Origin of the sequence: Streptomyces sp. NPDC005805 (genome assembly GCF_040630445.1) — a bacterium.
In the GTDB taxonomy this organism is placed as follows: domain Bacteria; phylum Actinomycetota; class Actinomycetes; order Streptomycetales; family Streptomycetaceae; genus Streptomyces.
In genome coordinates this window covers 91,337-116,990 of sequence record NZ_JBEXXN010000006.1, presented here as the reverse complement: position 1 = coordinate 116,990, position 25,654 = coordinate 91,337, and the positions used below count along the sequence as shown (strand labels likewise).

The 25,654-nt window shown below is 73.7% G+C and carries 25 protein-coding genes; 8 read left to right on the top strand and 17 right to left on the bottom strand.

Going from position 1 to position 25,654, the window contains the following annotated elements; translation table 11 throughout:
• Positions 1 to 59: 59 nt before the first annotated feature.
• Both ABZ457_RS05950 and ABZ457_RS05945 read left to right on the top strand, forming a co-directional pair.
• Positions 60 to 875 carry a C40 family peptidase gene (locus ABZ457_RS05950; protein WP_359154316.1) on the top strand — a complete coding sequence of 272 codons (816 nt, stop codon included), beginning with the start codon at positions 60 to 62 and terminating at the stop codon, positions 873 to 875.
• A 136-nt stretch (positions 876 to 1,011) separates the two neighbouring features.
• The gene (locus tag ABZ457_RS05945; RefSeq protein ID WP_359154314.1) at positions 1,012 to 1,287 is read left to right on the top strand and encodes a hypothetical protein; all 276 of its coding nucleotides are present in this window, start codon (positions 1,012 to 1,014) and stop codon (positions 1,285 to 1,287) included.
• A gap of 317 nt (positions 1,288 to 1,604) precedes the next feature.
• On the opposite strand, the gene ABZ457_RS05940 is transcribed toward ABZ457_RS05945, so the two are convergent.
• Entirely contained in the window at positions 1,605 to 2,858 is a 1,254-nt protein-coding gene (locus ABZ457_RS05940; protein ID WP_359154312.1) for a helix-turn-helix transcriptional regulator, read from the bottom strand.
• Positions 2,855 to 3,175, bottom strand: coding sequence for an antibiotic biosynthesis monooxygenase (locus ABZ457_RS05935; RefSeq protein ID WP_359154310.1), 321 nt, complete (start codon positions 3,173 to 3,175; stop codon positions 2,855 to 2,857). The genes ABZ457_RS05940 and ABZ457_RS05935 overlap by 4 nt, the downstream gene beginning before the upstream one ends.
• Positions 3,176 to 3,709: 534 nt before the next feature.
• On the opposite strand from ABZ457_RS05935, the gene ABZ457_RS05930 reads away from it, so the two are divergent.
• A complete protein-coding gene (locus tag ABZ457_RS05930; protein ID WP_359154308.1) occupies positions 3,710 to 4,021 on the top strand; it encodes a hypothetical protein in 312 nt (103 codons plus the stop codon).
• Positions 4,022 to 4,039: 18 nt separating this feature from the next.
• On the opposite strand, the gene ABZ457_RS05925 is transcribed toward ABZ457_RS05930, so the two are convergent.
• Positions 4,040 to 4,795 (bottom strand): SDR family oxidoreductase, encoded by a 756-nt coding sequence (locus ABZ457_RS05925; RefSeq protein ID WP_359154306.1) that lies wholly within the window; start codon positions 4,793 to 4,795, stop codon positions 4,040 to 4,042.
• Between the two features lie 300 nt (positions 4,796 to 5,095).
• On the opposite strand from ABZ457_RS05925, the gene ABZ457_RS05920 reads away from it, so the two are divergent.
• Positions 5,096 to 6,208 carry an LAETG motif-containing sortase-dependent surface protein gene (locus ABZ457_RS05920; RefSeq protein ID WP_359154304.1) on the top strand — a complete coding sequence of 371 codons (1,113 nt, stop codon included), beginning with the start codon at positions 5,096 to 5,098 and terminating at the stop codon, positions 6,206 to 6,208.
• A 175-nt stretch (positions 6,209 to 6,383) separates the two neighbouring features.
• Here ABZ457_RS05920 and ABZ457_RS05915 read toward each other — a convergent pair whose 3' ends face one another.
• The gene (locus ABZ457_RS05915) at positions 6,384 to 7,670 is read right to left on the bottom strand and encodes a geranylgeranyl reductase family protein (protein ID WP_359154302.1); all 1,287 of its coding nucleotides are present in this window, start codon (positions 7,668 to 7,670) and stop codon (positions 6,384 to 6,386) included.
• Positions 7,671 to 7,773: 103 nt separating this feature from the next.
• Here ABZ457_RS05915 and ABZ457_RS05910 point away from each other — a divergent pair, with 103 nt between their 5' ends.
• On the top strand, positions 7,774 to 8,289 hold the full coding sequence (locus ABZ457_RS05910; protein WP_359154300.1) for a GNAT family N-acetyltransferase: 516 nt from the start codon (positions 7,774 to 7,776) through the stop codon (positions 8,287 to 8,289).
• A 28-nt stretch (positions 8,290 to 8,317) separates the two neighbouring features.
• Here the strand turns inward: ABZ457_RS05910 and ABZ457_RS05905 are convergent, their stop codons facing one another.
• The 6 genes from ABZ457_RS05905 to ABZ457_RS05880 form a co-directional block, all read right to left on the bottom strand.
• Entirely contained in the window at positions 8,318 to 9,250 is a 933-nt protein-coding gene (locus ABZ457_RS05905; protein ID WP_359154298.1) for a glutaminase, read from the bottom strand.
• A gap of 65 nt (positions 9,251 to 9,315) precedes the next feature.
• The gene (locus tag ABZ457_RS05900) at positions 9,316 to 10,011 is read right to left on the bottom strand and encodes a demethylmenaquinone methyltransferase (protein WP_359154296.1); all 696 of its coding nucleotides are present in this window, start codon (positions 10,009 to 10,011) and stop codon (positions 9,316 to 9,318) included.
• A 60-nt stretch (positions 10,012 to 10,071) separates the two neighbouring features.
• Entirely contained in the window at positions 10,072 to 10,671 is a 600-nt protein-coding gene (locus ABZ457_RS05895; RefSeq protein WP_359154294.1) for a hypothetical protein, read from the bottom strand.
• Between the two features lie 13 nt (positions 10,672 to 10,684).
• Positions 10,685 to 11,884 (bottom strand): cyclic dehypoxanthinyl futalosine synthase, encoded by a 1,200-nt coding sequence (mqnC, locus tag ABZ457_RS05890; protein WP_359154292.1) that lies wholly within the window; start codon positions 11,882 to 11,884, stop codon positions 10,685 to 10,687.
• 118 nt (positions 11,885 to 12,002) lie between these two features.
• On the bottom strand, positions 12,003 to 13,901 hold the full coding sequence (locus tag ABZ457_RS05885) for a serine/threonine-protein kinase (RefSeq protein WP_359154290.1): 1,899 nt from the start codon (positions 13,899 to 13,901) through the stop codon (positions 12,003 to 12,005).
• Between the two features lie 71 nt (positions 13,902 to 13,972).
• Positions 13,973 to 14,854 (bottom strand): menaquinone biosynthesis protein, encoded by an 882-nt coding sequence (locus ABZ457_RS05880; protein WP_018847605.1) that lies wholly within the window; start codon positions 14,852 to 14,854, stop codon positions 13,973 to 13,975.
• Between the two features lie 315 nt (positions 14,855 to 15,169).
• Here ABZ457_RS05880 and ABZ457_RS05875 point away from each other — a divergent pair, with 315 nt between their 5' ends.
• Entirely contained in the window at positions 15,170 to 15,373 is a 204-nt protein-coding gene (locus ABZ457_RS05875) for a cold-shock protein (protein WP_017948713.1), read from the top strand.
• A gap of 167 nt (positions 15,374 to 15,540) precedes the next feature.
• Here the strand turns inward: ABZ457_RS05875 and ABZ457_RS05870 are convergent, their stop codons facing one another.
• Both ABZ457_RS05870 and ABZ457_RS05865 read right to left on the bottom strand, forming a co-directional pair.
• Entirely contained in the window at positions 15,541 to 17,442 is a 1,902-nt protein-coding gene (locus ABZ457_RS05870) for an AMP-dependent synthetase/ligase (RefSeq protein ID WP_359154414.1), read from the bottom strand.
• A gap of 201 nt (positions 17,443 to 17,643) precedes the next feature.
• On the bottom strand, positions 17,644 to 18,933 hold the full coding sequence (locus ABZ457_RS05865) for an acetyl-CoA C-acetyltransferase (RefSeq protein ID WP_359154286.1): 1,290 nt from the start codon (positions 18,931 to 18,933) through the stop codon (positions 17,644 to 17,646).
• Positions 18,934 to 19,004: 71 nt separating this feature from the next.
• On the opposite strand from ABZ457_RS05865, the gene ABZ457_RS05860 reads away from it, so the two are divergent.
• Positions 19,005 to 20,318, top strand: a complete 1,314-nt coding sequence (locus ABZ457_RS05860; protein ID WP_359154284.1) for a 3-oxoacyl-ACP reductase — start codon at positions 19,005 to 19,007, stop codon at positions 20,316 to 20,318.
• 2 nt (positions 20,319 to 20,320) lie between these two features.
• The gene (locus tag ABZ457_RS05855) at positions 20,321 to 21,433 is read left to right on the top strand and encodes a MaoC/PaaZ C-terminal domain-containing protein (RefSeq protein WP_359154281.1); all 1,113 of its coding nucleotides are present in this window, start codon (positions 20,321 to 20,323) and stop codon (positions 21,431 to 21,433) included.
• Here ABZ457_RS05855 and ABZ457_RS05850 read toward each other — a convergent pair.
• From ABZ457_RS05850 to mqnE, 5 genes are all read right to left on the bottom strand, one after another.
• Positions 21,402 to 22,079 carry a TetR family transcriptional regulator gene (locus tag ABZ457_RS05850; protein WP_359154279.1) on the bottom strand — a complete coding sequence of 226 codons (678 nt, stop codon included), beginning with the start codon at positions 22,077 to 22,079 and terminating at the stop codon, positions 21,402 to 21,404. The genes ABZ457_RS05855 and ABZ457_RS05850 overlap by 32 nt on opposite strands.
• Before the next feature lie 160 nt (positions 22,080 to 22,239).
• Positions 22,240 to 23,619: a dicarboxylate/amino acid:cation symporter gene (locus ABZ457_RS05845; RefSeq protein ID WP_359154277.1), complete on the bottom strand. Its 1,380-nt coding sequence runs from the start codon at positions 23,617 to 23,619 to the stop codon at positions 22,240 to 22,242.
• A 123-nt stretch (positions 23,620 to 23,742) separates the two neighbouring features.
• Positions 23,743 to 23,844: a putative leader peptide gene (locus ABZ457_RS05840; RefSeq protein ID WP_359154275.1), complete on the bottom strand. Its 102-nt coding sequence runs from the start codon at positions 23,842 to 23,844 to the stop codon at positions 23,743 to 23,745.
• A 152-nt stretch (positions 23,845 to 23,996) separates the two neighbouring features.
• Entirely contained in the window at positions 23,997 to 24,287 is a 291-nt protein-coding gene (locus ABZ457_RS05835) for a DUF4229 domain-containing protein (protein WP_359154273.1), read from the bottom strand.
• 169 nt (positions 24,288 to 24,456) lie between these two features.
• Positions 24,457 to 25,620: an aminofutalosine synthase MqnE gene (mqnE, locus tag ABZ457_RS05830; RefSeq protein WP_359154271.1), complete on the bottom strand. Its 1,164-nt coding sequence runs from the start codon at positions 25,618 to 25,620 to the stop codon at positions 24,457 to 24,459.
• Between the last annotated feature and the right edge of the window lie 34 nt (positions 25,621 to 25,654).

The window sequence follows — 25,654 nt, the reverse complement described above, 5'->3', positions numbered from 1 at the left end:
CTGTGGTGCAACACACGTTTCTTGAAGGGAACCCGCGCGCCCTGATAGCGGTTGTTCCCATGTCCCAAACCGCTCACATACCGAGCCACCGGAAGCCCCGCCGCGGCTCGTCGAAAATCGCGATCCGCGCCGGAGTTGCCGGTGGCTTGCTCAGCACCATCGCGGTGGCCGGTGCCTCCGCGCCGGCGAACGCCGAGCCGGTGACCGAGACCATCGAGATGCCGGTCCTCACCTCGGCCGACCTCTCCGCCCATGTCGCGCAGTCCGCGGCCGCCACGCAGGAGATCGCGCTCGACGCGGAACTGCGGGCGCAGGAGGACGCCGCCGCGGCCAAGGCCGCGAAGGCCGCCAAGAAGGCCAAGGCCGAGGCGGACCGCAAGGCGGAGGCCAAGAAGGCCGAGGAGCGGGCCCGCGCCGCCGAGGCGGCCGCCCAGGAGCGCGCCTCCCGCAGCTCCGAGCGCACCGCTCTCTCCACGGCCTCGACCTCGGCCGCCAAGCCCGCCTCGTCGGCGCCCGCCTCGGGCTCGGCCGCGACGGTGGTCTCCTTCCTCAAGGCGCAGCTCGGCGACGCCTACATCTTGGGCGCCACGGGCCCCAACGCCTGGGACTGCTCCAGCCTGGTCCAGGCCGCCTTCCGCCAGGTCGGCGTCGAGCTGCCGCGCGTCTCCCAGGACCAGTCGGTGGCCGGCACCCAGGTCGGCACGTCCAACCTCCAGGTCGGCGACATCCTGTACTGGGGCGGCGCGGGCTCCGCTTACCACACCGGTGTCTACATCGGTAACGGCCAGTACCTCGACGCGGCCAACCCCAGCAAGGGCGTCGTGATCCAGGACCTCTCCGGCTACCCGGCGAGCGGCGCGGTCCGCGTCCTCTGAGGCCCCGGCCTCTCCTCGACGGCGGCAGGGCCGCCGCCCCCGCGAAGGGGGCGGCGGCCCTGTCGGCGTGTCTCGGGTCTCGGCAGAGCGCTGCGGGGCTGGACTCCCCACGCAGCCGCACAGGGATACTCACGTCATGGCAGACACGACCGCTCAGGGAGCTCGGCGCACTCATGATTACCTCGCCGGGGAGGGAGGCGCAGGCATCGGGCAACCGGTCCAGACGCCGGCAGACGCCCGGCCGACCGCAGCCCGGCGGGCGGAGCGCCTGGCCCAGGACCGCGAGACGGTCCGGCAGGTCATCGGGCTGGACCTCAGCGACGAGGCGTTCGACCAGGCCCCCGATGTCCTCGGCAACATCTACCGGATGGCCGCAGTGAAGGCCCGCAGGGCACCGGGGGCCGGTTTCTGAATCATTCTCTGCACCATGGCCGTCGAACCACTGGACACGGTCGCCTCGGTCACGGTCGGCGCCATGGTGCGAGACGGCTGCGGCGGCGCGGACACGTGCCACGCGCTCTACTGCGCCCTGCCGCGGCTCGAGTTCACCGGCATGTCGATCCTGCTGACGGATGACGAAGGCCGGTATCCGCCGGGGGTCGTCGCGATCGGCATCGACTCGCCGGGCGTGCTCGGCCTTTCCCGACCGGTCGCTGCGAGGCGCCCGGGCCCCGGACCGGGCAGTCGGCTCGGTCGGGCCGAACCGCCCGCGTGCCCGCGCGGCAAGCCTCAGCCGAGAGCGTCCGCCCGCTCCGCGAGGGTGCGCAGTTCCGGTGGGGCGCCGCGACCGGCCATGAGGACGAGGTCACGGATGACCGCCCGCGCGGCCGGGTGGTTCCGCACGATGTCGGGCCCCAGCTCTTCCGCCCCCAGCAGAGCCTCCAGCGCTTCTCCGGTTCGGCGGCGTTGGGCATGGGCACGCCCGATGTCCACGAGGAGGCGCACCCGGCGCTCAGTGCTGAGGCTTTCGACGTCCAGCCCGGCCGCCAGATCGAGCGCCTCCCCCGCATCTCCGAGGTCGACCGCCGTGGAAACCGCCTGCACTTCCGCGTTGACCGGGCCGAACTCCAGGTTGTAGTCGTTCCTCTCCTCACCGAGCCGCCGAGCGACTGCCCGCGCCTCGGTGATCTGCTCCCGTGCCGCGGCACGCTCCCCTGCTCGTGCGTGGACCAGTGCGAGCGCCAGGCGCAGCGAGCCGAGCACCGAGAGCAGTTCAGCCGAGGCCTTTCCGCCCTGATCGCTCCGTGCCAGAGCCCGCACGGCGGTCTCCGCCGCGTGCTCCGCCTGGTCCAAGCGCCGCAGCCGTACAAAGGCATGAACGAGCCGGAAGACGGCGGCTCCCACGCCGAGCGCGTCACCGCCCGACTCGGCGGCCCGGACGGCACGATCTGCGGCGACCCATGCCGCGTCGGCCTCACCTTGGCGCGCGAAGGCCGCCGATGCCGCTTGGTACGCCCGGGCCAGGAGCCGGAACGCCTCGGCCTGCTCGCCGGCCCGGGCCATGCGGGCGAACCGCTCCAGCTCGGGGACCAGCAGCGCCAGCGACTCCCCCGCTTCGGCGAGATGCCCGGCATGCACCAGCTGCCAGGTGCGCTCCGCCCGGTCTCTCAGCTCGGGCAGCGCCGACCGGTCGCCGGTCACTGCCGCCGAGTCCATCAGGACGTCCAGAGCCGGATGCCCGGAGATCACCAGGCGGGCCCGGTCGAGGTCGTTGTGGGCCACCGGGACCGTGTCCGCCGGCTCTCCCGGTGCTGAGCAGGATCCCGGTGCGTCCGGACGCAAGGCTGCGAGCGGCACATCGAGCCCGTCGGCCAGGAGCCTCAGGACGTCGAGACGGTTCACCGGCTGGACTCCGCGCTCCACCTGGGACACCCAGCTCGCCGTCCGCCCGGTGGCGGCAGCGAGCTCAGTCTGCGTCAGCCCCTTGCTCCGCCTCAGCTCTGCGATCCGGACGCCGAAGGCCCCCTGCTCCTGAGCGTTCACAGACGATCGGCCGCCGTACCGGCCACGGCCTGAAGGAATGTCACCCGCACATCATCGAGGTACTGCTCTCGCTCGGCGAGGAACGCCCGGGTGTGCGGCTGTGCTTCATGGGCCTCGAAGGCGGCCCGGTCCGCGTACAACTCGTAGAAGACGCGGACAAGTGGTTCACCCTCCGGCACATGACTGACATAGGCCAGCGTGCCGGGTTCCAGTGCATCGATGCCCTGCAGGGTGCGAACGCACAGCGCGTCAAAGGCGGTTGCCGCGGCCTCGCCCTTCAGCGTGAAGCGGACGATGAGGCCGAACCCCTTGCTCATGAACTCCCCTTCCGTTCGCACCCAGTCTGTCAGCCGAGCCCTTCCAGAGTGAGTAGGTAGCAGATTTTCTTTACTAGCAGATTCTCTGCGAGTATCGTGTGTGACGGAGGCGGCACAGTAAGTGACGCCACCGGCGTCGCCACGCCCTGCGCGCGGACGACAGACCCCCGCGACCGCTGGAACGGCCCGGGGGCATGGCCCACCTGAGAGAAAGCAGGTAGACGTGCCGCACACTATCGCCCTCCTACTGACGCTCATCCTGAGCGCGTTGCTGCCCGCAGGCGGCAGGCACCGCGCGAACAGGACTCCCCACGACCCGGCCGCCTTTCCGACGGCGTCGACCCCTGCCTCCCCCACCCCCGCCCCGCCCCCTGAACCAGTCCTCCGCGGCGAGGACAGCTGGATCGTCCGGCCCTACGTCATGACCACGGCCGAACGGCAGCGACTTCAACGGCAAAGGCGCCGGGCGCTCTGGTTCGCCACCCGCGGCATCGACGTCGGCCCCCGCGTCATCCACGGGGTGGAGGTGCCCGCATGACCCAGCACCACGCATACCACCACCGCGCCCGGCTGCTCCCGTGGACCGGACCGGAGGGCAAGCCGTGCTACCTGATCCCGGACGAACACAGCGCCGGCACGGTCTCCCGTCTCGCGGACGGGATCGAATCCGTGCAGCTCCGCATAGGGCACCAACTCCTGCTCCATGCACAGGCGTTGCTCGACGAGCACGGCGCCGGCGCTCCCGAGCTCCGCTACCTGGCCGCCCGCCTCACCGAGTCCCTGCGCGACGCACTCCGCGTCGCCGACAGCCGCGGCGCCCGTCTTCCCGGGGCGCCTGGTTCCTGACCCGCCGAAGGGGAACGCTCACCCCTTGCCCGACGCCGACCGCTCCCCCAGCCACTCTGTGAAGGTCTGGGTGCCGCGCGGGCCCGGGGCCGTCGGGAGGAGGGCGCCGGAGGCCATGGCGCGGCCGGCGCGGCCCGGGAGGCGGAAGGGGAGGACGAGGCGGCGTTCGCCGCGGACGGGGAGGAGGGCGCGGACCATGCCGGTGAGGGACTCCTCGCGGGGGCCCGCCAGTTCGGGGGCCGTGCCCTGCGGGGCGCCCGCCGCGAGGGCGACCAGGTGGCGGGCGACCTCGCGGACGGCCACCGGCTGGACGCGCATGGGCGGGATCGGGGCGAACGGGCCCGGCATCAGGTCGAGCATCTGCTCGGCGAACTCGTGGAACTGGGTCGCCCGCAGCACCGTCCACGGCACCGGGCCCGCCGCCACCGCCCGCTCCTGCGCGATCTTGCCCTGGTAGTAGCCGTGGCCGACGCGCTCGATCCCGACGATCGACAGGGCGATGTGGTGCCCCACGCCCGCCCGCTCCTCCGCCGCCAGCAGGTTCCGCGTCACGGACTCGAAGAAGGCCACCGCCTTGGTGCGGCTCATGGTGGACAGGTTGACCGTGTCGATCACCGCGTCCGCCCCGGCGAGGGCCGCGTCCAGGCCCGCGCCGGTCGTCAGGTCCACGCCCGCGGACCGGGCGAGGACCACCGGTTCGTGGCCGGCGGCGGTCAGCTCCGCCACCACGTGCCGCCCGGCCAGTCCGGTTCCGCCCGCCACCGCGATCCGCATGTCCGTCTCCTCCGCGCCCGTCCCGCTGGGTCCGTCTGCCGGACACGACCCTAGTCAGCGCGGGCCCGGCCGCCCTGGGCCACTCGGCGAGCCCGCTCCTGGGCCACTGGAACGGACGCGCGGCACGGGCACGCGGCACGCGACCCGCACACGCGGCGCGGCGCGGCGCGGGAATCAGAGGCTCCGGATCTGGCGGGGTGACGCAGCTCATGTAGGCATCCCGTAAAGATTCGTACAACCTCTCGGCCCGTCCGGCGGTCATCCTGGCGAATCGTTCGCACCATCCGTCATGAGGTCCCCATGAAGCTCCGCCGTTCCCTGGCCCTCGCCTCCGCCACGGCCGCCCTGGCACCCGTCGTCCTGCTGGCCGCCCCGCTCGCCCACGCGACGGACGCCCCCTCCCCCGCAGCGTCCGAGTCCGCCCCGGTGGAGACGGTTCCGGAGGAGACCCCGGCCGGGGAGACGCCCGCCGAGGAGACCCCCGGCGGCGGGGAGCAGCCCGCCCCCGAGGAGACCACCCCGGGCGACGGCGAGGAGGGCGAGCCGGGCGGGAGCGCGGGTCAGCCCTCGGACGAGGAGACCACTCCCGAGGACGGGGACAAGGACGGGGACAAAAACGGGGACGGGGACGAGGAGGAGACCCCGGCGAAGCCGAGCCCCTCCGTCACCACCTCCCCCTCCGTGTCCCCCTCGGACGGCCCGCTGGAGTGCACCGACGGCGAGGAGCCGAAGTTCGACGACGCGCTGCGCACCGGCCTGGCCGGCCTGCCCTCGAAGGTCGTGGCCGGCAGCGGCTTCCACTCCTTCCGGCTGACCGTGAAGAACACCGGCGACACCGCCTACGAGCGCGTCGACCTGGGGGTGTTCGCCGCCCTCATCGACGACGAGGAGTTCTTCGTCAACACCCGGTACCTGACCCTCCAGTTCCAGGACCCGGCCTCCGGCGCCTGGAAGTCCATCTCCCTCGACGAGAACGACGCGGGCGCCGGCTACCTCGGCCACACCGGTGTCGCCGCCGGCGAGTCCTTCTCCGTCGGCATGCGCCTGAGCGTGGCGGCCGACGCGCCCTCCGGCCTCGGCTTCGCGCTGAGCATCGGCGTGTACGCGGACGACGAGGGCAACTGCGTCTACGCCGGGGACGACAGCTTCTACCAGTTCGACGTCCTGGCGGCCGGCACGAAGCCGGGCGACGTGGACGAGTCCGAGCCGCAGGGCGGCAGCAAGCCGCTGCCGGGCAAGCCCAGCGGCGACACCCCGATCGACCCGAAGGGCACCCTCGCCGAGACCGGCTCCGACTCGGCGCTGCCGCTGTTCGCCCTCGCGGGCGGCGCCGCGGTCGCCGTCGGCGCGGGCGCGGTCTTCGTGGTGCGCCGCCGCGGGGCGGGCGCGGCGGGCGCCGGGACCGCCGCCTGACCGGAGAGCACCCGCGTCAGAACGCACCGGGGGCCTGCTCGCAGTGGCGAGCAGGCCCCCGGCCGCGTGTGCGGAGGAACGGGCCCCGGCCGCGCGGCCCCGGACCCGCGCGGCCACCGGGCAGCGCGCGGGCCCCGTGGTGCCGGACCCCGGCGGGCCCCGCCCGCCCCCGGCGTCACGCCTTCGGGGCCACCTTCGAGAGCCCGTTGATGATGCGGTCCATCGCGTCGCCGCCCGACGGGTCCGTCAGGTTCGCCAGCATCTTCAGCGTGAACTTCATCAGCATCGGGTGCGTCAGGCCCCGCTCCGTCGCGATCTTCATGACCTTCGGGTTGCCGATGAGCTTCACAAAGGCGCGGCCCAGCGTGTAGTAACCGCCGTAGGTGTCCTTGAGGACCTTCGGGTACCGCTGGAGGGCCAGCTCCCGCTGGGCCGGGGTGCGGCGCGCGTGGGCCTGGACGATGACGTCCGCCGCGATCTGGCCGGATTCCATCGCATAGGCGATGCCCTCGCCGTTGAACGGGTTGACGAGCCCGCCCGCGTCACCGACCAGCAGCAGGCCCTTGGTGTAGTGCGGCTGCCGGTTGAAGGCCATCGGCAGCGCCGCGCCGCGGATCGGGCCGGTCATGTTGTCCGGGGTGTAGCCCCACTCCTCCGGCGTCGAGGCGCACCACGCCTTGAGGATCTCGCGCCAGTCCAGCTCCTTGAAGGACGAGGAGGTGTTGAGGACGCCGAGGCCGACGTTGGAGGTGCCGTCGCCCATGCCGAAGATCCAGCCGTAGCCGGGCAGCAGCCGGTCCGGGCCCGGGCCGCGCCGGTCCCACAGCTCCAGCCAGGACTCCAGGTAGTCGTCGTCGTGGCGGGGCGAGGTGAAGTACGTGCGCACCGCGACGCCCATCGGGCGGTCCTCGCGGCGGTGCAGGCCCATCGCGAGGGAGATGCGCGAGGAGTTGCCGTCGGCGGCGACCACCAGGGGCGCGTGGAAGGTGACCGGGGTCTTCTCCTCGCCCAGCTTGGCGTGGACGCCGGTGATCCGGCCGGTGCGCTCGTCGAGGACCGGCTCGCCCACGTTGCACCGCTCGTACAGCCGGGCGCCGGCCTTCTGCGCCTGCCGGGCGAGCTGCTCGTCGAAGTCGTCGCGCTTGCGGACCAGTCCGTAGTCCGGGAAGGAGGCGAGATCCGGCCAGTCGAGCTGGAGGCGGACGCCGCCGCCGATGATCCGCAGGCCCTTGTTCCGCAGCCAGCCGGCCTCTTCGGAGATGTCGATGCCCATCGCGACGAGCTGCTTGGTCGCGCGCGGGGTGAGCCCGTCGCCGCACACCTTCTCGCGCGGGAAGGCCGTCTTCTCCAGGAGGAGCACGTCCAGGCCCGCCTTGGCGAGGTGGTACGCGGTCGTCGAGCCGGCCGGGCCCGCGCCGACGACGATCACATCGGCGGTGTGCTCGGTGAGGTGGTCGGTCACGGCGGGATCTCCCGGGAATTCGATTCGATATTGCGTACCGAACGGCACAGGACATGTGCAGTCTATGGGGGCGTACGCTTCCGCCGACTGAAGGGCTCCGTCCATGAGCAGCAGGCCGCTCCCCGTCGTGAACCTGCGTGTCCCCACCGACGAGGACGCCCTCGCCTGGCACCGGGCCTTCGCCGACCCCGAGGTCATGGAGTTCCACGGCGGGAAGGCGGCCGAGCTGTCGGTGTACGAGGAGCTGACCGCCCGCCAGCGCCGCCACGACGCCGAACACGGCTTCTGCTTCTGGACGATGACCGGCGAGGACGGCGAGGTCCTGGGCTTCACGGGCGCGCAGCCGTGGCCGCACCAGCACTTCGGGCCGGTCGGCGAGATCGAGATCGGCTGGCGGCTGGCCCGCCCCGCGTGGGGCCGGGGCTATGTCACGGCCGCCGCGCGCACCACCCTGGAGCGGGTGCGGGCCGCGGGCGTCGGGAGCGTGGTCGCGATGGTCGACGCGCGCAACGAGCGCTCGATCGCGGTGGCGCGCCGGCTCGGTATGGAGCTGGCCGAGACGTTCATGACGCCGGCCTCCCGGCGGAAGGGCTACTGCTTCCGCCTCGAACTGGCCTGAAACCGACCCCCTCGGCGGGCGGCCGGTGTCAGAACACCGACAGCCCGGTCAGGGTGGTGAACCGGTCCAGGGCCGCGACGCCCGCGACCGAGTTCCCGTGCGCGTCCAGGCCCGGGCTCCACACGCAGAGCGTGCAGCGCCCGGGCACCACGGCCACGATCCCGCCGCCCACCCCGCTCTTGCCGGGCAGCCCGACGCGGTGCGCGAAGTCGCCCGCCGCGTCGTACGTACCGCAGGTGAGCATCACCGCGTTGATCTGCTTGGCCTGGCTGCGGGTGAGCAGCCGGGTGCCGTCGGCGCGCACCCCGTGCCGGGCCAGGAACCGTGCGGCCAGGGTGAGATCGGCGCAGCTCGCCTCGATCGCGCACTGCCAGAAGTAGTGGTCGAGCAGGGCCGGGACGGGGCCGGTGATATTGCCGTACGAGGCCATGAAGTGCGCGAGCGCGGCGTTGCGGTGGCCGTGCGCGGCCTCGGAGGCGGCGACCTCCGGGTCGAAGGAGAGCTCCTTGTTGCCGCTCTCCGCCCGCAGGAAGTCCAGGAGTTCGCTGCTGGCGTCCCCGGTGAGGGTCTGGAGGACGTCGGTGACGACGAGGGCGCCCGCGTTGATGAACGGGTTCCGCGGGACGCCGTTCTCGTACTCCAGCTGCACCAGGGAGTTGAACGGGTTGCCGGAGGGCTCCCGGCCGACCCGCTCCCACAGGGCGTCGCCGGTCTCCGCGAGGACCAGGGCCAGGGTGAAGACCTTGGTGATCGACTGCGCGGAGAACGGGTGGCGCCAGTCGCCCACGCCGTAGACGTTCCCCTGGAGGTCGGCGACGGCCATGCCGAAGCGGTGCGGGTCGGCGCCGGCGAGGGCCGGGATGTACTCGGCCGGGCGTCCGGTGCCGGCCAGCGGGGCCACGTCCCGCGCGATCTGCTCCAGCACGGCCTGGTAGTCGACCGCGACCGCCTGCTGTTCCATGGCGTGCCCGTCCTGTTCCCGTGCCGTCCTGTTCCGTGCCCGTCCGTGCCGTTCCCGCGCCGCCGCTACAGCGGCTTGGTGCCGCGGTGCAGGGCGACGATCCCGCCGGAGAGGTTGCGCCAGGCGACCCTGCCCCAGCCGGCGCCCTGGAGGCGGGCGGCGAGTTCGGGCTGGTCGGGCCAGCCCTGGATGGACTCGGCGAGGTAGACGTAGGCGTCCGGGTTGGAGGAGACCGCGCGGGCGATCGGCGGCAGCGCCCGCATCAGGTACTCCTCGTACACGGTGCGGAACGGGGCCCAGGTCGGGTGCGAGAACTCGCAGATGACCACGCGCCCGCCCGGCTTGGTGACCCGGTACAGCTCGCGCAGCGCCCGGTCGGTGTCCTGGACGTTGCGCAGCCCGAAGGAGATGGTCACCGCGTCGAAGGAGCCGTCCGCGAAGGGGAGCCGGGTGGCGTCGCCCGCGGTCAGCGGCAGCCAGGGGTGGCGCTTCTTGCCCTCGCGCAGCATGCCGAGGGAGAAGTCGCAGGGCACCACGTACGCGCCGGTCTCGGTGAACGGCAGGGAGGAGGTGCCGGTGCCCGCGGCGAGGTCGAGGATCCGCTGCGCGGGCCGGGCGTCGACCGCCCTGGCGACCTCCCTGCGCCAGCGCCGGTCCTGGCCGAGCGAGAGGACGTCGTTGGTGAGGTCGTAGTTCGCCGCCACGTCGTCGAACATCGAGGCGACTTCGTGCGGCTGCTTGTCCAGGGTTGCTCGCGTCACGGGCCCATTCAAGCAGCCCGCCGCGCCGGTCCGGCGGGGCGGGCCCGGCCGGGGCGCGCGCTACCGCGCCCGGTAGACCAGCCGGCCGCCGATGACGGTGGCCACACAGGTCGACGCGCCCTCCCGGACCAGGGCGGCCCGGTCCGGGACGTCGAAGACGGCGAAGCGGGCGGGGCCCCCGGCGACCGGGCCCGGGAGGAGCACCAGCGGCGACGGCGAGAAGGAGGCCGGGCCCGGCAGCCCCTGGGGGCGCTGCCCGACCGCGAGTCCGGCCCGGCGCACCGCGTCCTGCGCCGCCCGGCCGCGCAGCTCCCCCGCGACGGCGACCGTGCCGTGGGCGAGGAGCCGCTGCACACCGCGCCGGGCGCTGGCGCCGAGCCGCGCGGGCTCGGCCCGGAACAGGGCCCGGGCGCGCTCCCCGGTGACCGGCCGGGTGCCGAACTCCTCCGCCTCGCGCGGGTCCGGGTGGTAGACGCCCTCCAGCAGTTCGGGCGCGTACGGGTTGAGCAGACCGGGGGTGAGGATGCCCGGCCAGCGCCGCACCCGTGCCCCGGGCGCGCGGGCGGTCAGCTCCTCGTACGGGCCGACGGCGACCAGCTGCGCGCCCTCGACGAGGACGGCGGCCTCGGGGGACGCCTCGGCGACATGGATGGTGAGCACGCGCCCGGAGCCCTCAGTTGGCGTCGAGGAGCTTCAGCTCGGGGTGCGCCGTGCCGCCCTCGATCGCGGTGGAGGAGATGTGCGAGACCACGCGGTCGTCCACCGGGTCCAGCGCCGGGTCCTCGTGCACCAGCAGGTGCTCGTAGGTGGTGGCCCGCTGAGCCGGGACGCGGCCCGCCTTGCGGATCAGGTCGATGATCTCCAGGCGGTTGGAGCGGTGCTTGGCGCCGGCCGAGGAGACCACGTTCTCCTCCAGCATGATCGAGCCGAGGTCGTCCGCGCCGTAGTGCAGGGAGAGCTGGCCGACCTCCTTGCCCGTGGTCAGCCAGGAGCCCTGGATGTGGGCGACGTTGTCGAGGAAGAGCCGCGCGATGGCGATCATGCGCAGGTACTCGAACAGGGTCGCCTGGGTCCGGCCCTTGAGGTGGTTGTTCTCGGGCTGGTACGTGTACGGGATGAAGGCGCGGAAGCCGCCGGTGCGGTCCTGCACCTCGCGGATCATGCGCAGGTGCTCGATGCGCTCCGCGTTGGTCTCGCCGGTGCCCATCAGCATGGTGGAGGTGGACTCGACGCCCAGGTTGTGGGCGACCTCCATGATCTCCAGCCAGCGCTCGCCGGACTCCTTGAGCGGGGCGATCGCCTTGCGCGGCCGGGCGGGCAGCAGTTCGGCGCCCGCGCCCGCGAAGGAGTCCAGACCGGCGGCGTGGATGCGCTTGATCGCCTCCTCGACGGAGACCTTGGAGATCCGGGCCATGTGCTCGACCTCGGACGCGCCGAGGGAGTGGATGACCAGGTCCGGGAAGTCCTTCTTGATCGCGGCGAAGTGCTTCTCGTAGTACTCGACGCCGTAGTCCGGGTGGTGGCCGCCCTGGAACATGATCTGGGTGCCGCCGAGTTCGACGGTCTCCGCGCAGCGGCGCAGGATGTCGTCGAGGTCCCGGGTCCACGCCTTGTCGGTGGCCTTCGGGGGCGCGTAGAAGGCGCAGAACTTGCAGGCCGTGACGCAGACGTTGGTGTAGTTGATGTTGCGTTCGATGATGTACGTCGCGATGTGCTCCGTGCCCGCGTAGCGGCGGCGGCGCACGGCGTCGGCGGCGGCGCCGAGGGCGTGCAGCGGGGCGGAGCGGTACAGGTCGAGCGCCTCTTCGGGCGTGATCCGGCCGCCCTCGGCAGCGCGGTCCAGCACGGACTGGAGGTCGGCCTTCTCGGTCACCGGGCGTCACCCTTCGGCGGTTTCCTGCGGTTCTGCGGACCGATCCAGGCTACGCCACGGGCCGGGCGCGCCCGCGCGGGGCCGGTGGGGGCGGCGGCCGGGGGCCCGGCGGCCGCCTTCAGTCGTCGCCGCCGCCGTCCTCGTCGAGGCGGCTGAGGCTGCCGGCGGGGCGGCCCGCGCGGTCGTCCTCGGAGGCGTAGCGCAGCTCCCCGTCGCGGAGTTCGAGGCGGAGGGTGGAGACGCCCTTGGTGCAGACGGCCGTGGAGCGGGGGCCCGCCTCGGAGTCGACGACCAGGGTGCGGCCCTCCGCCTTGCGGACGGTGAGCAGGTCCTCGCAGATGAAGTTGCCGAGGATGTCGGTGTGCGCGGCGGTCCCCGCCTCCTCGCCGACGGCGGCCGGGCGGAGGGTGACCTTCATGGTTCCGGCGGGGATGCCGGAGGCGGTGATCGGGCCCTGCCAGGCGCCGACGAACTCCTTCGGGACGGAGCCGCCCGGCTTCCCCGGGGTCACGGAGGCGCTGGCGGCGGGCGGCTCGGCGCCCGCGTCGGCGCCGTTGGAGCCGCCCCCGCCGGAGCCGGGCAGCAGGTCGAGAACGAAGGCGCCGCCGAGGGTCACGGCGGCGAGCGCCCCGGCGACGGTGAGGGCGAGGGTGCAGCTCACGCGGCGGCCGCGGGGGCCGCCGCTCGCGGTCAGGGACAGCCCGCCGGGCTCCCGGCCGGGTCCGGCGGACGCGCCGCCGGAGCCGCTCGCGCCCGGCCCGGAACCCGCGGCGCCGCCCGCGCCGCCGTTCCCGGACACGCCGCCGGGGCCGTACCCGGACCCCGGCCCGGAGCCCGCCGCGCCGCCCGGTCCGTCCGGGCCCCCACCCGCGCCCGGCCCGGCGCCCGGCCCGTGTGGTCCCCCGCCCGGCCCGGAGGCTGGCGTGGCACCGGGGCCGCCCGGCCCACCGGAGACCGGTCCCGGTCCAGGACCGGACCCCGCCCCCGGCCCCTTCGCCCACGCCGCCGCGGCCTCCTCCGGGGCGATCGGCGGGCCGAAGGCCCCCGCCGGCGGGGGCGCGAACGGCACCGGACCCGAGGCGGCGGCCGGGTCCGCGTCCTGCCCGGGGTCGGCCGGGTCCGGGAAGGACTCCAGGTGCAGCAGTTCGACGGCCGCGCGGCTGATCCGGTTGACCACGGGCGCGGTCAGCCAGCCGTCCCGCCCGGTGTCCGCGCCCGAGGCGTCGAGCCGTGCCGCGACCTCGGCCGGTGCGGGCCGGGCCGCCGGGTCCTTGGCGAGGCACGCGGTCACCAGCTCCCGCAACGCGCCGTCCAGCGAGCCGAGTTCGGGCTCCTCGTGGACGACCTTGTAGAGCAGGGCGGCGGAGGAGTCCCCGGAGAACGGGCCCTCACCCCGCGCCGCGTAGGCGAGGACGGCCCCGAGGGAGAAGACGTCGGCGGCGCCGGTGACCCCGCGGCCGAGTATCTGCTCGGGCGCCATATAGCCGGGCGAGCCCACCGAGACGCCGGTGGAGGTCAGCGAGGCGGTCCCCTCGACGGCCCGCGAGATGCCGAAGTCGATCAGCCGCGGCCCCTCCAGGGTCAGCATCACGTTCGACGGCTTCACGTCCCGGTGGACGAGGTCCAGCGCGTGCACCGCCTCAAGGGCCCGGGCCAGGCCCGCCCCGAGGACGCGGACCGAGTCCAGGGGCAGCGGCCCGTCGTCGGCGACCGCCCGGGAGAGGGACGGGCCCGCGACATAGCCGGTGGCGACCCACGGCACGGGCGCCTCCGGATCGGCGTCCAGGACCGGCGCGGTCCACTCCCCGCCGACCCGGCGCGCGGCCGCGACCTCCCGGCGGAACCGGGCCCGGAACTCGTCGTCGAGGGCGAAGTGCGGATGGACGGCCTTCACCGCGACGGTACGGCCGCCCGCGCTGCGCCCGAGGTAGACCCGGCCCATCCCGCCCGAGCCCAGCCGGCCGAGCAGCCGGTACGCCCCGATGGCACGCGGCTCCCCCGGTTCAAGCGGCTGCATGTCGGCTCCCCCGGTCGCTCGCCGTTCCCAGGGACCACACTCTAAGCGGTGTCCGGGCCCGGGGAGAGGGCTCAGGCCGCCGGGGCGAGCAGTTCCACGCGCACATCCGCCGGGAAGCCCGTCGTCGGCCCGGTCCGGCGGGCGAACTCCCGGACGCCCGCGAGCTGGTCGGCCCCGAACCGGAAGTCGAGGGTGGTGAAGTAGCGCTCCAGCAGCTCCGCGTCGAAGCTCTCCCAGCGCGCCGCCTGCTCGGCGACCTTGGCGACCTCCTCCAGGGACACGTCCCGGGAGGCGAGGAAGGCCTCATGCACCTTGCGGACCACCAGCGGCTCCCGGGCCAGGTACTCCTTGCGGGCCGCCCAGACGGCGAAGACGAACGGCAACCCGGTCCACTGCTTCCACATCCGACCGAGGTCGTGCACCTGGAGCCCGAGGCGCGGCGCGTCGTGCAGGGAGGCGCGCAGCGCGGCGTCCCCGATGAGCACGGCCGCCTCGGCCTCCTGCATCATCACGCCGAGGTCGGGCGGGCAGGTGTAGTAGTCCGGCGCCACGCCGTACTGCTCGGCCAGCAGCAGCTGCGCGAGCCGGACCGAGGTGCGGGAGGTCGAGCCGAGGGCGACCCGCTGTCCGTCCAGCCGCTCCAGCGGCACCTGGGAGACGATCACACAGGACATCACGGGTCCGTCGCAGCCGACCGCCAGATCGGGGAAGGCGACGAGTTCGTCCGCGTTGCGCAGGAATTCCACGAGGGTGACGGGCGCGATGTCGAGATCGCCGCGGACCAGGCTCTCGCTCAGCTTCTCGGGAGTGTCCTTGGTCAGTTCCAGGTCGAGAAGCGTTCCCGTTCTGGCGAGCCCCCAGTAAAGGGGGAGACAGTTCAGGAACTGGATGTGGCCGACACGCGGGCGGCTGCGCCGGTTGTCGGTTGCTGTGCTTTCACCGTGACTGTCCACATCGTGAGGCTAGACCCGGGGACCCCGGGCGTCCGCGCCGGGGCCGCCGACGCGCCCGCCGCCCCACCCCCGTACCCCCGTCGTCCCTCGTCAGGGGCCTGCCGCGTCAGCGCGGAGACCGCCGGTCAAACATACGGGTGACGTGATCTTGCCCTCTACCGCCGCGCGCACGCTGCGTGCTAGGCTCGACGCAAGTTGCAGTTTGGTTTCCCTTGCAGTACAGAGCCTGCGGAGCATGTAACCCGCAGGCTCTTGTCGTTTTCAGACTTCTTGCAGGTTCTGGAGCAGGGCAACCCTTTGGCCCAAGGAGGGCTTATGGCTACCGGAACCGTCAAGTGGTTCAACGCTGAAAAGGGCTTCGGCTTCATCGCCCAGGACGGCGGCGGCCCGGATGTCTTCGTCCACTACTCCGCGATCAACGCGACCGGCTTCCGCTCCCTTGAGGAGAACCAGGTCGTGAACTTCGACGTCACCCAGGGCCCGAAGGGCCCGCAGGCGGAGAACGTCACCCCTGCCTAAGGGCGACCGGGGTCGGCGATCGCGCACGACTTAGCAGTACCCAAGGAGCCCTGTTCCGTACGGCCCGTACGGAACAGGGCTCCTGCCTTTGCCCGGTGCCCGGCCGCCCCCGGGCCGGGCGAGCAAGACAGACAGGGCCCGCCCAGCGGTACGGGCCCCGGGCCCGTTCAGCGGTACAGGGCGTCGATCTCGGCCGCGAAGTCCCGGGCGATGTCCGCCCGCTTCAGCTTGAGGGACGGGGTCAGATGGCCGCTCTCCTCCGTGAAGTCGGTCGTCAGCACCCGGAAGCGGCGGATCGACTCGGCCCGGGAGACCAGCCGGTTCGCCTCGTCGACCGCGCGCTGGAGGGCGTCGAGCAGGTCCTCGTCCCGGACCACCTCGGCCAGCGGCAGACCGGCCTTCTTCTTCATCCGGCGCCAGTGGTCGAGCCCGTCCGGCTCCAGGGTGAGCAGCGCCGTGACATAGGGGCGGTCGTCGCCGACGACCATGCACTGGCCGACCAGCGGATGCGCCCGCAGCCAGTCCTCCAGCGGGGCGGGGGCGACGTTCTTGCCGCCCGAGGTGATGAGGATGTCCTTCTTGCGGCCGGTGATCGTGAGGTAGCCGCCCTCGTCCAGGGCGCCCAGGTCCCCGGTCGGCAGCCAGCCGCCCCCGGTCGCCGGGACGGCCGTCTCCGTCTCCGGGTCCCAGTAGCCGGTGAAGACATGGCCGCCGCTCAGCTCCACCTCCCCGTCGTCCGCGATCCGCACGGCCGTGCCCGGCAGCGGCCAGCCGACCGTGCCGAGGCGGGGGCGGAGCGGCGGGGTGACGGTGGAGGCGGCGGTGGTCTCGGTGAGGCCGTAGCCCTCGAAGATCTGGATGCCGGCGCCCGCGTAGAAGGACGCCAGGCGGCGGCCGAGCGGGGAGCCGCCGCAGATCGCGTAGCGGACCCGGCCGCCCAGGGCGGCGCGGATGCGGCGGTAGACCAGCGGGTCGTAGAGGGCCCGGGCGGCGCGCAGGCCCAGTGACGGGCCGGGGCCGGTGCCGTGCTCGGCGGCCTCGACGGCCTGCCCGTAGCGCCGGGCGATCCGGGCGGCGCGGTCGAAGGAGGCCGCCCGGCCCATCTTCTCGGCGGTCGCGCGGCCCGTGTTGAACACCTTCTCCAGGACATACGGGATGGCCAGCAGGAAGGTGGGGGCGAAGCCCGCGAGGTCGGCGAGGAGGTCGTCGGTCCTGATCGAGGGCGCGTGCCCGAGGCGGACCCGGGCGCGCAGGCAGCCGATCGCGACCATCCGGCCGAAGACATGCGACAGCGGCAGGAACAGCAGCGTGGCGGCGGGGTCCTTGCTGACCGACTTGAAGACCGGGTGCAGCAGCTCGATCGCGTTGTCGACCTCGGCGAAGAAGTTGCCGTGGGTGATCACACAGCCCTTGGGGCGGCCGGTGGTGCCCGAGGTGTAGATCAGGGTCGCGATCGAGTCCGGGGTCAGCGCCTCGCGGCGGGCGCTCACCACGGCGTCCGGGATACGGGCCTGCTCCCCGGCCTTGCGCAGCTGGCCCACGGCCCCGGTGTCGAAGACCCACAGATGCTCCAGGCCGGGGAGCTGCCGGCGCTCCTGGCTGATCAGCCGGGCCTGCTCCGCGCTCTCCACGACGCACGCGGCGGCCCCCGAGTTCTCCAGGATCCAGCGGGCCTGGAAGGCGGAGGAGGTCGGGTAGACGGGCACGGTGACCAGCCCGGCGGCCCAGGCGGCGAAGTCCAGCAGGGTCCACTCATAGGTGGTGCGGGCCATGATCGCGAGCCGGTCGCCGGGCTTGAGCCCGTGGGCGATCAGCCCCTTGGCGACCGCGCGGACCTCCTCGGCGAACCGGGCGGCGGTGACGTCCTGCCACCGCCCGTCCGCGTCCTTGCAGCTGAGGACGGCCTCGGCGGGCGCCTCGCGCTCGTTGTCGAAGGGGATGTCGGCGAGGGACCCGCGGGCGACGGGCGGCACCAGGGGCGGGACGGACACCTCCCGGACGACGCCGTTCACCTGCTTCTTGTGCGGCTCCACCAGGACGGGCGCGGCGGGCGGCGGCGGGCTGGGCATGCTGCTGGCCTGGTCGACGGACACGGGCGGCTCCTCTGTGAAAGGGGGTCGTTCGGGCGGTCGGGGCGGGTCGGGCAGGTCGTTCGGTGGGGCGCGCGGACAGGCGGGTCCGGGGTGGCCCGGTCGCGCCGGGGGCAGGGCCGGCGGGAGGACGGGCGGTGGCCCGGTCGCGGTGGGGGCGCGGTCCGGGGCCGGCCGGTGTCAGGCGCGTTCCAGGACGGCGGTCACCCCCTGGCCGCCCGCCGCGCAGACGGAGATCAGCCCGCGCGCGGGCCCCTCGCGTTCGGCGAGCAGCTTGGCGAGGGTGGCGACGATCCGGGCCCCGGTCGCGGCGAAGGGGTGCCCGGTCGCCAGCGAGGAGCCGGCCGCGTTCAGCCGGTCCCGGTCCACCGGCGGCAGGCCCTGCTGCTCCCAGGCGGCCAGGGTGGCCAGCACCTGGGAGGCGAACGCCTCGTGGATCTCCACCAGGTCGAAGTCGCCGAGGGACAGCCCGGCGCGCTCCAGCATCCGGGGCACCGCGTACGCGGGGGCCATCAGCAGCCCGTCGCCGTCCGGGTCCCCGCCCTCCCCCGCGGCGTCGCCGTGGACATGGTCGACGGCGGCCGTCTCGTAGGCGGTGAGGTGGGCGAGCGGGCGCAGGCCGCGGGCCTCGGCCCACTCCTCGCTCGCCAGCAGGACGGTGGCGGCACCGTCGGTGAGCGGGGTGGAGTTGCCGGCCGTCATGGTGGCGCCGGGGGCGTCGTTGCCGTAGACGGTCCGCAGGGTGGCGAGCTTCGCGGCGGTGGAGCCGGGGCGCAGGTTCTGGTCGCGTTCCAGGGAGCGGAAGGGGACGACGAGGTCGTCCAGGAAGCCGCGCTCGTAGGCGGCGGCGAGGCGCTGGTGGCTGGTGGCGGCCAGGGCGTCCTGGTCCTCGCGGGAGACGCCCCAGCGGCGGGCGGTGACGGCGGCGTGCTCGCCCATGGAGAGCCCGGTGCGCGGCTCGGCGTTCCGCGGGATGTCGGGGACGAGGTGCTTCGGGTGGACGGCGGCCAGCGCCTTGAGCCGCGCGCCCGTGCCCTTGGCCCGGCGGGCGGCGAGCAGCATCCGGCGGAGTTCGTCGTTGACGCCGAGGGGCGCGTCGCTGGTGGTGTCGGCGCCGCCCGCGATCCCGCTCTCGATCCCGCCGACCGCGATCTTGTTGGCGACGGCGATCACGGCCTGGAGCCCGGTGCCGCAGGCCTGCTGGATGTCGTACGCGGGGGTGCGCGGGTCGAGCCCGGAGCCGAGGACGGTCTCCCGGGCCAGGTTGAAGTCGCGGCTGTGCTTGAGGACGGCGCCCGCGACGAACTCCCCGACGGCACCGGGGCCGGTGAGTCCGTACCGGGTGACCAGCCCGTCGAGGGCCGCGCCCAGCAACTCCTGGTTGGACGCCGTGGCGTAGGGGCCGTCGGACCGGGCGAAGGGGATGCGGCTGCCGCCGATCACCGCGACCCTGCGGGGCAACGTCACCATCTCGACCAGCTCCTGACTCTTGAGTAACCTTACTCTTCGGTAAATCTACGACCGAGCAGGGAGTCAGGACAATGGCCGACCGCTACCCGACCTTCACCGGCACCGGCCCCGGCCGTTTCCTCGCCCGCCGGCTCGGCCTCCCCCGGCCCGCGCCGCTGCGGCGCTGGACCCCGGACGCGCCGGACCTCGGCGGCCCGGTGGTCCTGCGCACGGCGGGGGTCTCCGCGCTGACCGGGCCGCTGCCGGGCGTCCCCGCTCAGGAGGCTTCCCGTTCGGGAGACCGCCCCGCCGCCGTCGTCCTCGACGCGACCGGCGTCGCCACGGCCGCCGGGCTCGCCGAGGTGCACGCGGCGCTCCACCCGCTGGTGCGCTCGGTCGCGGAGAGCGGGCGGATCGTCGTCCTCGGCACCCGGCCCTCCGCCGACGACCACCACCAGGCGGCCGCCCAGCAGGCGCTGGAGGGCTTCGTCCGGTCCCTCGCCAAGGAGACCGGCGGCGGGCGCACCGCCAATCTGGTCCGCCTCGGCTCCCCGGACCCCGCGCACACCGGGTCCACCCTGCGCTTCCTGCTCTCCTCGCGCTCCGCGTACGTCAGCGGGCAGGTCGTCGAGCTGACCGGTGCCGTACCGGGTGGGAGCGGCGACCCGAGCCGCCCGCTCGCCGGCCGCACCGCCCTCGTCACGGGCGCCGCCCGGGGTATCGGCGCGGCCGTCGCGGAGGTCCTGGTCCGCGACGGGGCGCAGGTGGTCTGCCTGGACGTCCCGGGGGCCGGGGACGACCTCGCCCGCACCGCCGGGCGGCTGCGCGGCACGCCCCTCCCGCTGGACATCACGGCCCCGGACGCGGCGGAGCGGATCATGGCCGCGCTGCCCGGCGGCGAGCTGGACGTCCTCGTCCACAACGCGGGCATCACCCGGGACCGGCGCCTCGCCAACATGCCCGCCGAAAGCTGGGCGCAGGTGCTGACGGTCAATCTGGCCGCCGTCCTGGACACCACCGACGCCCTGCTGAAGGCGGGCGCGGTCCGGCGCGGCGGGGGCGTGGTCGCCACGGCTTCCATCGCGGGCATCGCCGGGAACACCGGGCAGACCAACTACGCGGCCGCCAAGGCCGGGATCATCGGGCTGGTCCGCTCGCTCGCCCCGAGGGCAGCCGCCGAGCACGGCGTGACGGTGAACGCGGTCGCGCCCGGCTTCATCGAGACCCGGATGACGGCCGCCGTGCCGCTGCTCATCCGGGAGGCGGGCCGCCGGATGAACTCCCTGGCACAGGGCGGGCTCCCGGTCGATGTCGCCGAGGCCACCGCGTATCTCGCCGACCCGGCGTCCACCGCCGTCAACGGGCAGGTGCTGCGCGTCTGCGGCCAGAGCCTGCTGGGGGCGTGACCATGGACGCGACCCGTGCGGCGCGCGGGGGCGAAGCCACCGTGCGCACGCTCACCGCCGCCCCGGCACTCGGACCCCTGCTGCTGCGCGGAGCCCTCCGCTCGCCTCTCAAGCGCACCCCGCACACGGGCGCGCCCCTGCCCGGGACGCGGCTGGTCCTGCCCTCGGCCCGGATCGACGCCCGGCGGCTGGCCGCGTACGCGGAGGTCTGCGGCTTCCCCGAGCCCGGCCCGGAGGTCCCGCTGCCGCTGCCGTACCCGCATGTGCCGGCGTTCCCGCTGGCCATGCGGGTGCTGACGGAGCGCGCCTTCCCGCTGCCGGTGCTGGGGCTGGTGCACACGGCGATCGAGGTCACCCGGCCCGGTCCGCCGCTGCTGCCCGGCGACCGGCCCGAACTGAGCGTCCACGCGGCCGCCTTGGTGCCGCACCGGCGGGGCACCGAGGTGGTGGTGGTCACGGAGGCACGGCTGGACGGGGAGCTGGTGTGGGAGTCCCGCAGCCGCTATCTGGCCCGCCACCCGGTCCCACCCGGCTCGGCGCCCGCGCCCGGGGAGCCCATGACCACGGAGCCCGCGCCCGCGGAGCCCGCGACCACGGACGGCGGTGCGGAGCGGGCCGTCGAGTGGCGGCTGCCGGGCGGACTCGGGCGGCGCTACGGGTCCGCGTCCGGCGACCGGAACCCGATCCATCTGCACCCGCTCACGGCCCGCCTGTTCGGCTTCCCCCGCGCCATCGCGCACGGGATGTGGACCTTCGCGCGCTGCCTGGCCGAGGCGGACCGGCAGGGCGGCCCGGAACTCCGGGGCGGGCAGCCGGTCGCGGCCCGGGCCGCGTTCCGGGCCCCCGTCCTGCTGCCCGGCACCGTCCGCTGCGTCCTGCGCGATGCCGGGGCCGGTGCCACCGCCTTCACCCTGCGGTCCGGCGACGGGCGCACCCACCTCGACGGCGAGGCGCGGTACGGGGACGTGAACGGGGACGAGGGCGAGGGCCCGGCCGGGACGGCCCCCGGGGACCGGGACCTCGGGCCCCAGGGCCCGACCGGGGCCGGGTCAGGTTCCGGCTCCGGGACCGGCTCCGGGGATCTCAGCGGGGGGACCAGCGCTCCCCGCGCATGAGCCCGCCCAGCCCCGTCCACGCGAAGTTCATCAGCGTGGCCGCGGCCTCCTTCGCCGACAGCCCGCCCGACTCATTGGCCCACCCGGCCAGCGACTCGGCGGCCCCCACCAGCGCCTGGGCCAGGCCCTCGATGTCCCGGTCCGCCAGCTCCCCGACCCGGCCCGCGCCCGCGGTCCCCGGGGCGGGCGGTGCGCCCGCGCGCGCCGCCGCCCCGATCAGGACGGTCACGAAGGCGACGATCTCCTCCCGCATCGTGGCGACCTCGGCGGCGAACGGCTCCCCGTGCGTCCGGGCCTGGCGGTGCAGCACGGACCAGCCGTCCGGGTTCTCGGCGGTGTGCCGGAAGAACGCCTCCAGCCCCGCCCACAACTGCCCGTCGGCGCTCAGGCCCGGGTCGATCGCCGCCTGCACGGCCTCGGTGAGCCGGGCCGCCTCACGGCGGATGCACGCGGTGAACAGCTCCTCCTTGGAGTTCAGGTAGAGGTACACCAGCGGCTTGGAGACGCCCGCGAGTTCCGCGATCTCGTCCATGGAGGCGGCACGGTAGCCGCGCTGCCCGAAGGTCTCCACGGCCGCGTCCATCATCTGCTGCTCGCGCACCGCCCGCGGCATGCGCTTGGCCCTCACGCCCTTCACCGCACTCATCCTCGACGTCCTCCCGCCCCGTGCCCTTACTCCGCGGTAAGAGTACGGCGCGCGCACGCCCCCGCCCCGCGCCACCCCCGGACACGCCCGCGCCCCCGGACCCTCTCGGGGCCCGGGGGCGCGGCGGCGGTCCGACGGGCGGTGCGCCCGGCAGCGGCCGTCAGGCGGGGACGGCGACCTCGCGGTCGCGTCCGCGTCCGCCCTCCGCGTCACCGGCGGCGCCGGCGTCCGCGAGGTCGTCGATCGGGGAGGCCGAGGCGTGGTCGTAGGCGTCCCGGTCGAGGATGCCCTCGCGGGCCGCGACGATCACCGGGACCAGCGCCTGGCCGGCCACGTTGGTGGCGGTGCGGATCATGTCCAGGATCGGGTCGATCGCCAGCAGCAGGCCCACGCCCTCCAGCGGGAGGCCCAGCGTCGACAGGGTCAGGGTCAGCATCACGGTGGCGCCGGTGAGACCGGCGGTGGCCGCGGAGCCGACGACCGAGACGAAGGCGATCAGCAGGTAGTCCTGGACGCCGAGCTGCACGTCGAAGATCTGCGCGATGAAGATCGCGGCGAGCGCCGGGTAGATCGCGGCGCAGCCGTCCATCTTGGTCGTCGCGCCGAACGGCACGGCGAAGCTGGTGTAGTCCTTCGGGACGCCGAGGCGCTCGGTGACCTTCTGGGTGACCGGCATGGTGCCGACCGAGGAGCGGGAGACGAAGGCGAGCTGGATCGCGGGCCAGGCGCCCTTGAAGAACTGGACCGGGTTCACCCTGGCGGCGACGGCGAGCAGCAGCGGGTACACGCCGAACAGCACGATGGCGCAGCCGATGTAGACGTCGGCGGTGAAGGTCGCGTACTTGCCGATGAGGTCCCAGCCGTAGTCGGCGATGGCGTAGCCGATGAGGCCCACGGTGCCGATCGGGGCGAGGCGGATGACCCACCACAGGGCCTTCTGGAGGAGTTCGAGGACGGCCTCGCTCAGCGCCAGGACCGGCTTGGCGCGCTCGCCCAGCTTGAGGGCGGCGATACCGGCGACGGCGGCCATGAAGACGATCTGGAGGACGTTCAGCTCGGTGAACGGCGTGATGACGTCGGTCGGGACGATGCCGGTGAGGAAGTCGATCCAGGAGCCGGAGTTCTCGGGCTTCTGGCCGTCCGCCGGGGTCAGGCCGGTGCCGGCGCCCGGGTTGGTGACCAGGCCGATGGTGATGCCGATGGCCACCGCGATCAGCGAGGTGATCAGGAACCACAGCAGGGTGCGGCCGGCCAGCCGGGCGGCGTTGTTGACCTTCCGCAGATTGGTGATGGACACCAGGATCGCGAAGAAGACGAGCGGCGCGACGGCCAGCTTCAGCAGCTGGACGAAGATCGAGCCGATCTGGTCGAGAGTGTCCTTCAGCCAGGACACGTCCTGGCTGCGGGCGAGCCAGCCGAGCAGCACGCCGAGGACGAGACCGGCGACGATCTGGGCCCAGAAGGGGACCTTGGGAAGGGATATCCGGCTTCCGTTGCCGGACTGTTCTCCGGCAGGGGTGGACGCGGTGTTCGCGGACACGGACGCACTCCAGTAAGGCGTATCAGGGGACGGCGGGGACGGGATGCGGCGCGTGGCGCGGCGCCGCTGCATGGTGGTGCCGGGTCGGACCCGAGGGGCGCGCTCACGGGGAGCACCGCGCCCTCAGCGACAACAGACCGCGGAGGTACAGCGGCACAGGTCGACATGCAGGCGCGCCACGAGCGGGATGCTCGCGGCGTCGTGGTGGCGCACTGCTGTCGTCATGGCGGACACGTTAACACTTGAACTTTGAGAACCTCAAAGCTCCCCTTTGAGTCAAGGGCGCGTTCCGGTCTTCCTCGGCGGTCGCACGTCCCGTCCGGCGCGCGGTGCCCCCGCGCGCCGTCCCCGCCCCGGGCCGTCCCCGGGGCGCCGTCTCAGACCGCGTCCTCCCGCGAACGGTTCGCGTCCAGACGGGACTTGGCCTGGTCCACCTTGCCGGCGATCTGCGCGGCCATGGCGTCGCGCTGCTTGCGCAGCAGGATGAAGCTGAGCGGCGCGGAGAGCACCAGTGCGAGGAGGATCACCCAGGCGAAGTTGGCGTCACCGAGCCCCTTGGGCACCACGCCGATCTGGACGAGCCCGCCGACGACGAGGAGGCAGCCGACGAAGACGGCGAGCCGCATGGCGGTGTACCGGATCGCGGCGCTCGACTTTCCTGCGGACACGGCGGGCCTTCTTCCTGTGCTGGGCGGGCGGGCCCCGGACGGGACGCGCCCGGGACCGGACATTCCCGTCCAGTGAAGCACGTACGCCCCCGGGGCCCTGCGGAGGGCCCCGGGGGCGCGTACGAACGGCGTCGGCCGGACACGCGCGTTCGGCGTGGGCCGGTCAGCGTCAGACGCGCATGGGCTGCGGCGACTCGCGGCGGTCCGGGTCCGGGCCCGGGTACTCGCGGATGATCTCGTAGCGGGTGTTCCGCTCGACCGGGCGGAAGCCGGCGTCGCGGATGAGGTCCAGCAGGTCGTCGCGGGACAGCTTGTTCGGGGTGCCGTAGTTGTCCGCGTCGTGCGTGATCTTGTACTCGACGACCGAGCCGTCCATGTCGTCCGCGCCGTGCTGGAGGGCGAGCTGCGCGGTCTGCACGCCGTGCATCACCCAGAAGACCTTCACATGCGGGACGTTGTCGAACAGCAGCCGGGAGACGGCGAAGGTCTTGAGCGCCTCGGCGCCGGTCGCCATGGTGGTGCGCGCCTGGAGGCGGTTGCGGACCTTGCCGTCCTTCATGTCCACGAAGTCGTGTTGGTAGCGCAGCGGGATGAAGACCTGGAAACCGCCGGTCTCGTCCTGGAGTTCCCGCAGGCGCAGCACGTGGTCGACGCGGTGGCGGGGCTCCTCGATGTGCCCGTAGAGCATGGTGCTCGGGGTCTTGAGGCCCTTGGAGTGCGCCAGGCGGTGGATACGCGACCAGTCCTCCCAGTGGGTGCGGTGGTCGACGATGTGCCGGCGGACCTCCCAGTCGAAGATCTCCGCGCCGCCGCCGGTCAGCGATTCGAGACCGGCCTCGATCAGCTCGTCGAGGATGTCGGAGGCGGACATCCCGGAGATGGTCTCGAAGTGGTGGATCTCGGTGGCGGTGAACGCCTTCAGGGAGACGTTCGGCAGGGCCTTCTTCAGCTCGGAGAGCGAGCGGGGGTAGTAGCGCCACGGCAGGTTGGGGTGCAGGCCGTTGACGATGTGCAGCTCGGTGAGGTTCTCGTTCTCCATCGCCTTGGCGAGGCGGACGGCCTCCTCGATGCGCATGGTGTACGCGTCCTTCTCGCCCGGCTTGCGCTGGAACGAGCAGTAGGCGCACGACGCGGTGCACACATTGGTCATGTTGAGGTGGCGGTTGACGTTGAAGTGGACGACGTCGCCGTTCTTGCGCGTACGGACCTCGTGGGCGAGGCCGCCGAGCCAGGCCAGGTCGTCCGACGCGTAGAGCGCGATGCCGTCCTCGCGGGTCAGCCGCTCACCGGCCCGGACCTTCTCCTCCAGCTCGCGCTTGAGCCCCGCGTCCATGCGGCCGCCTCCCAGATCTCCACGTAAACAGGCT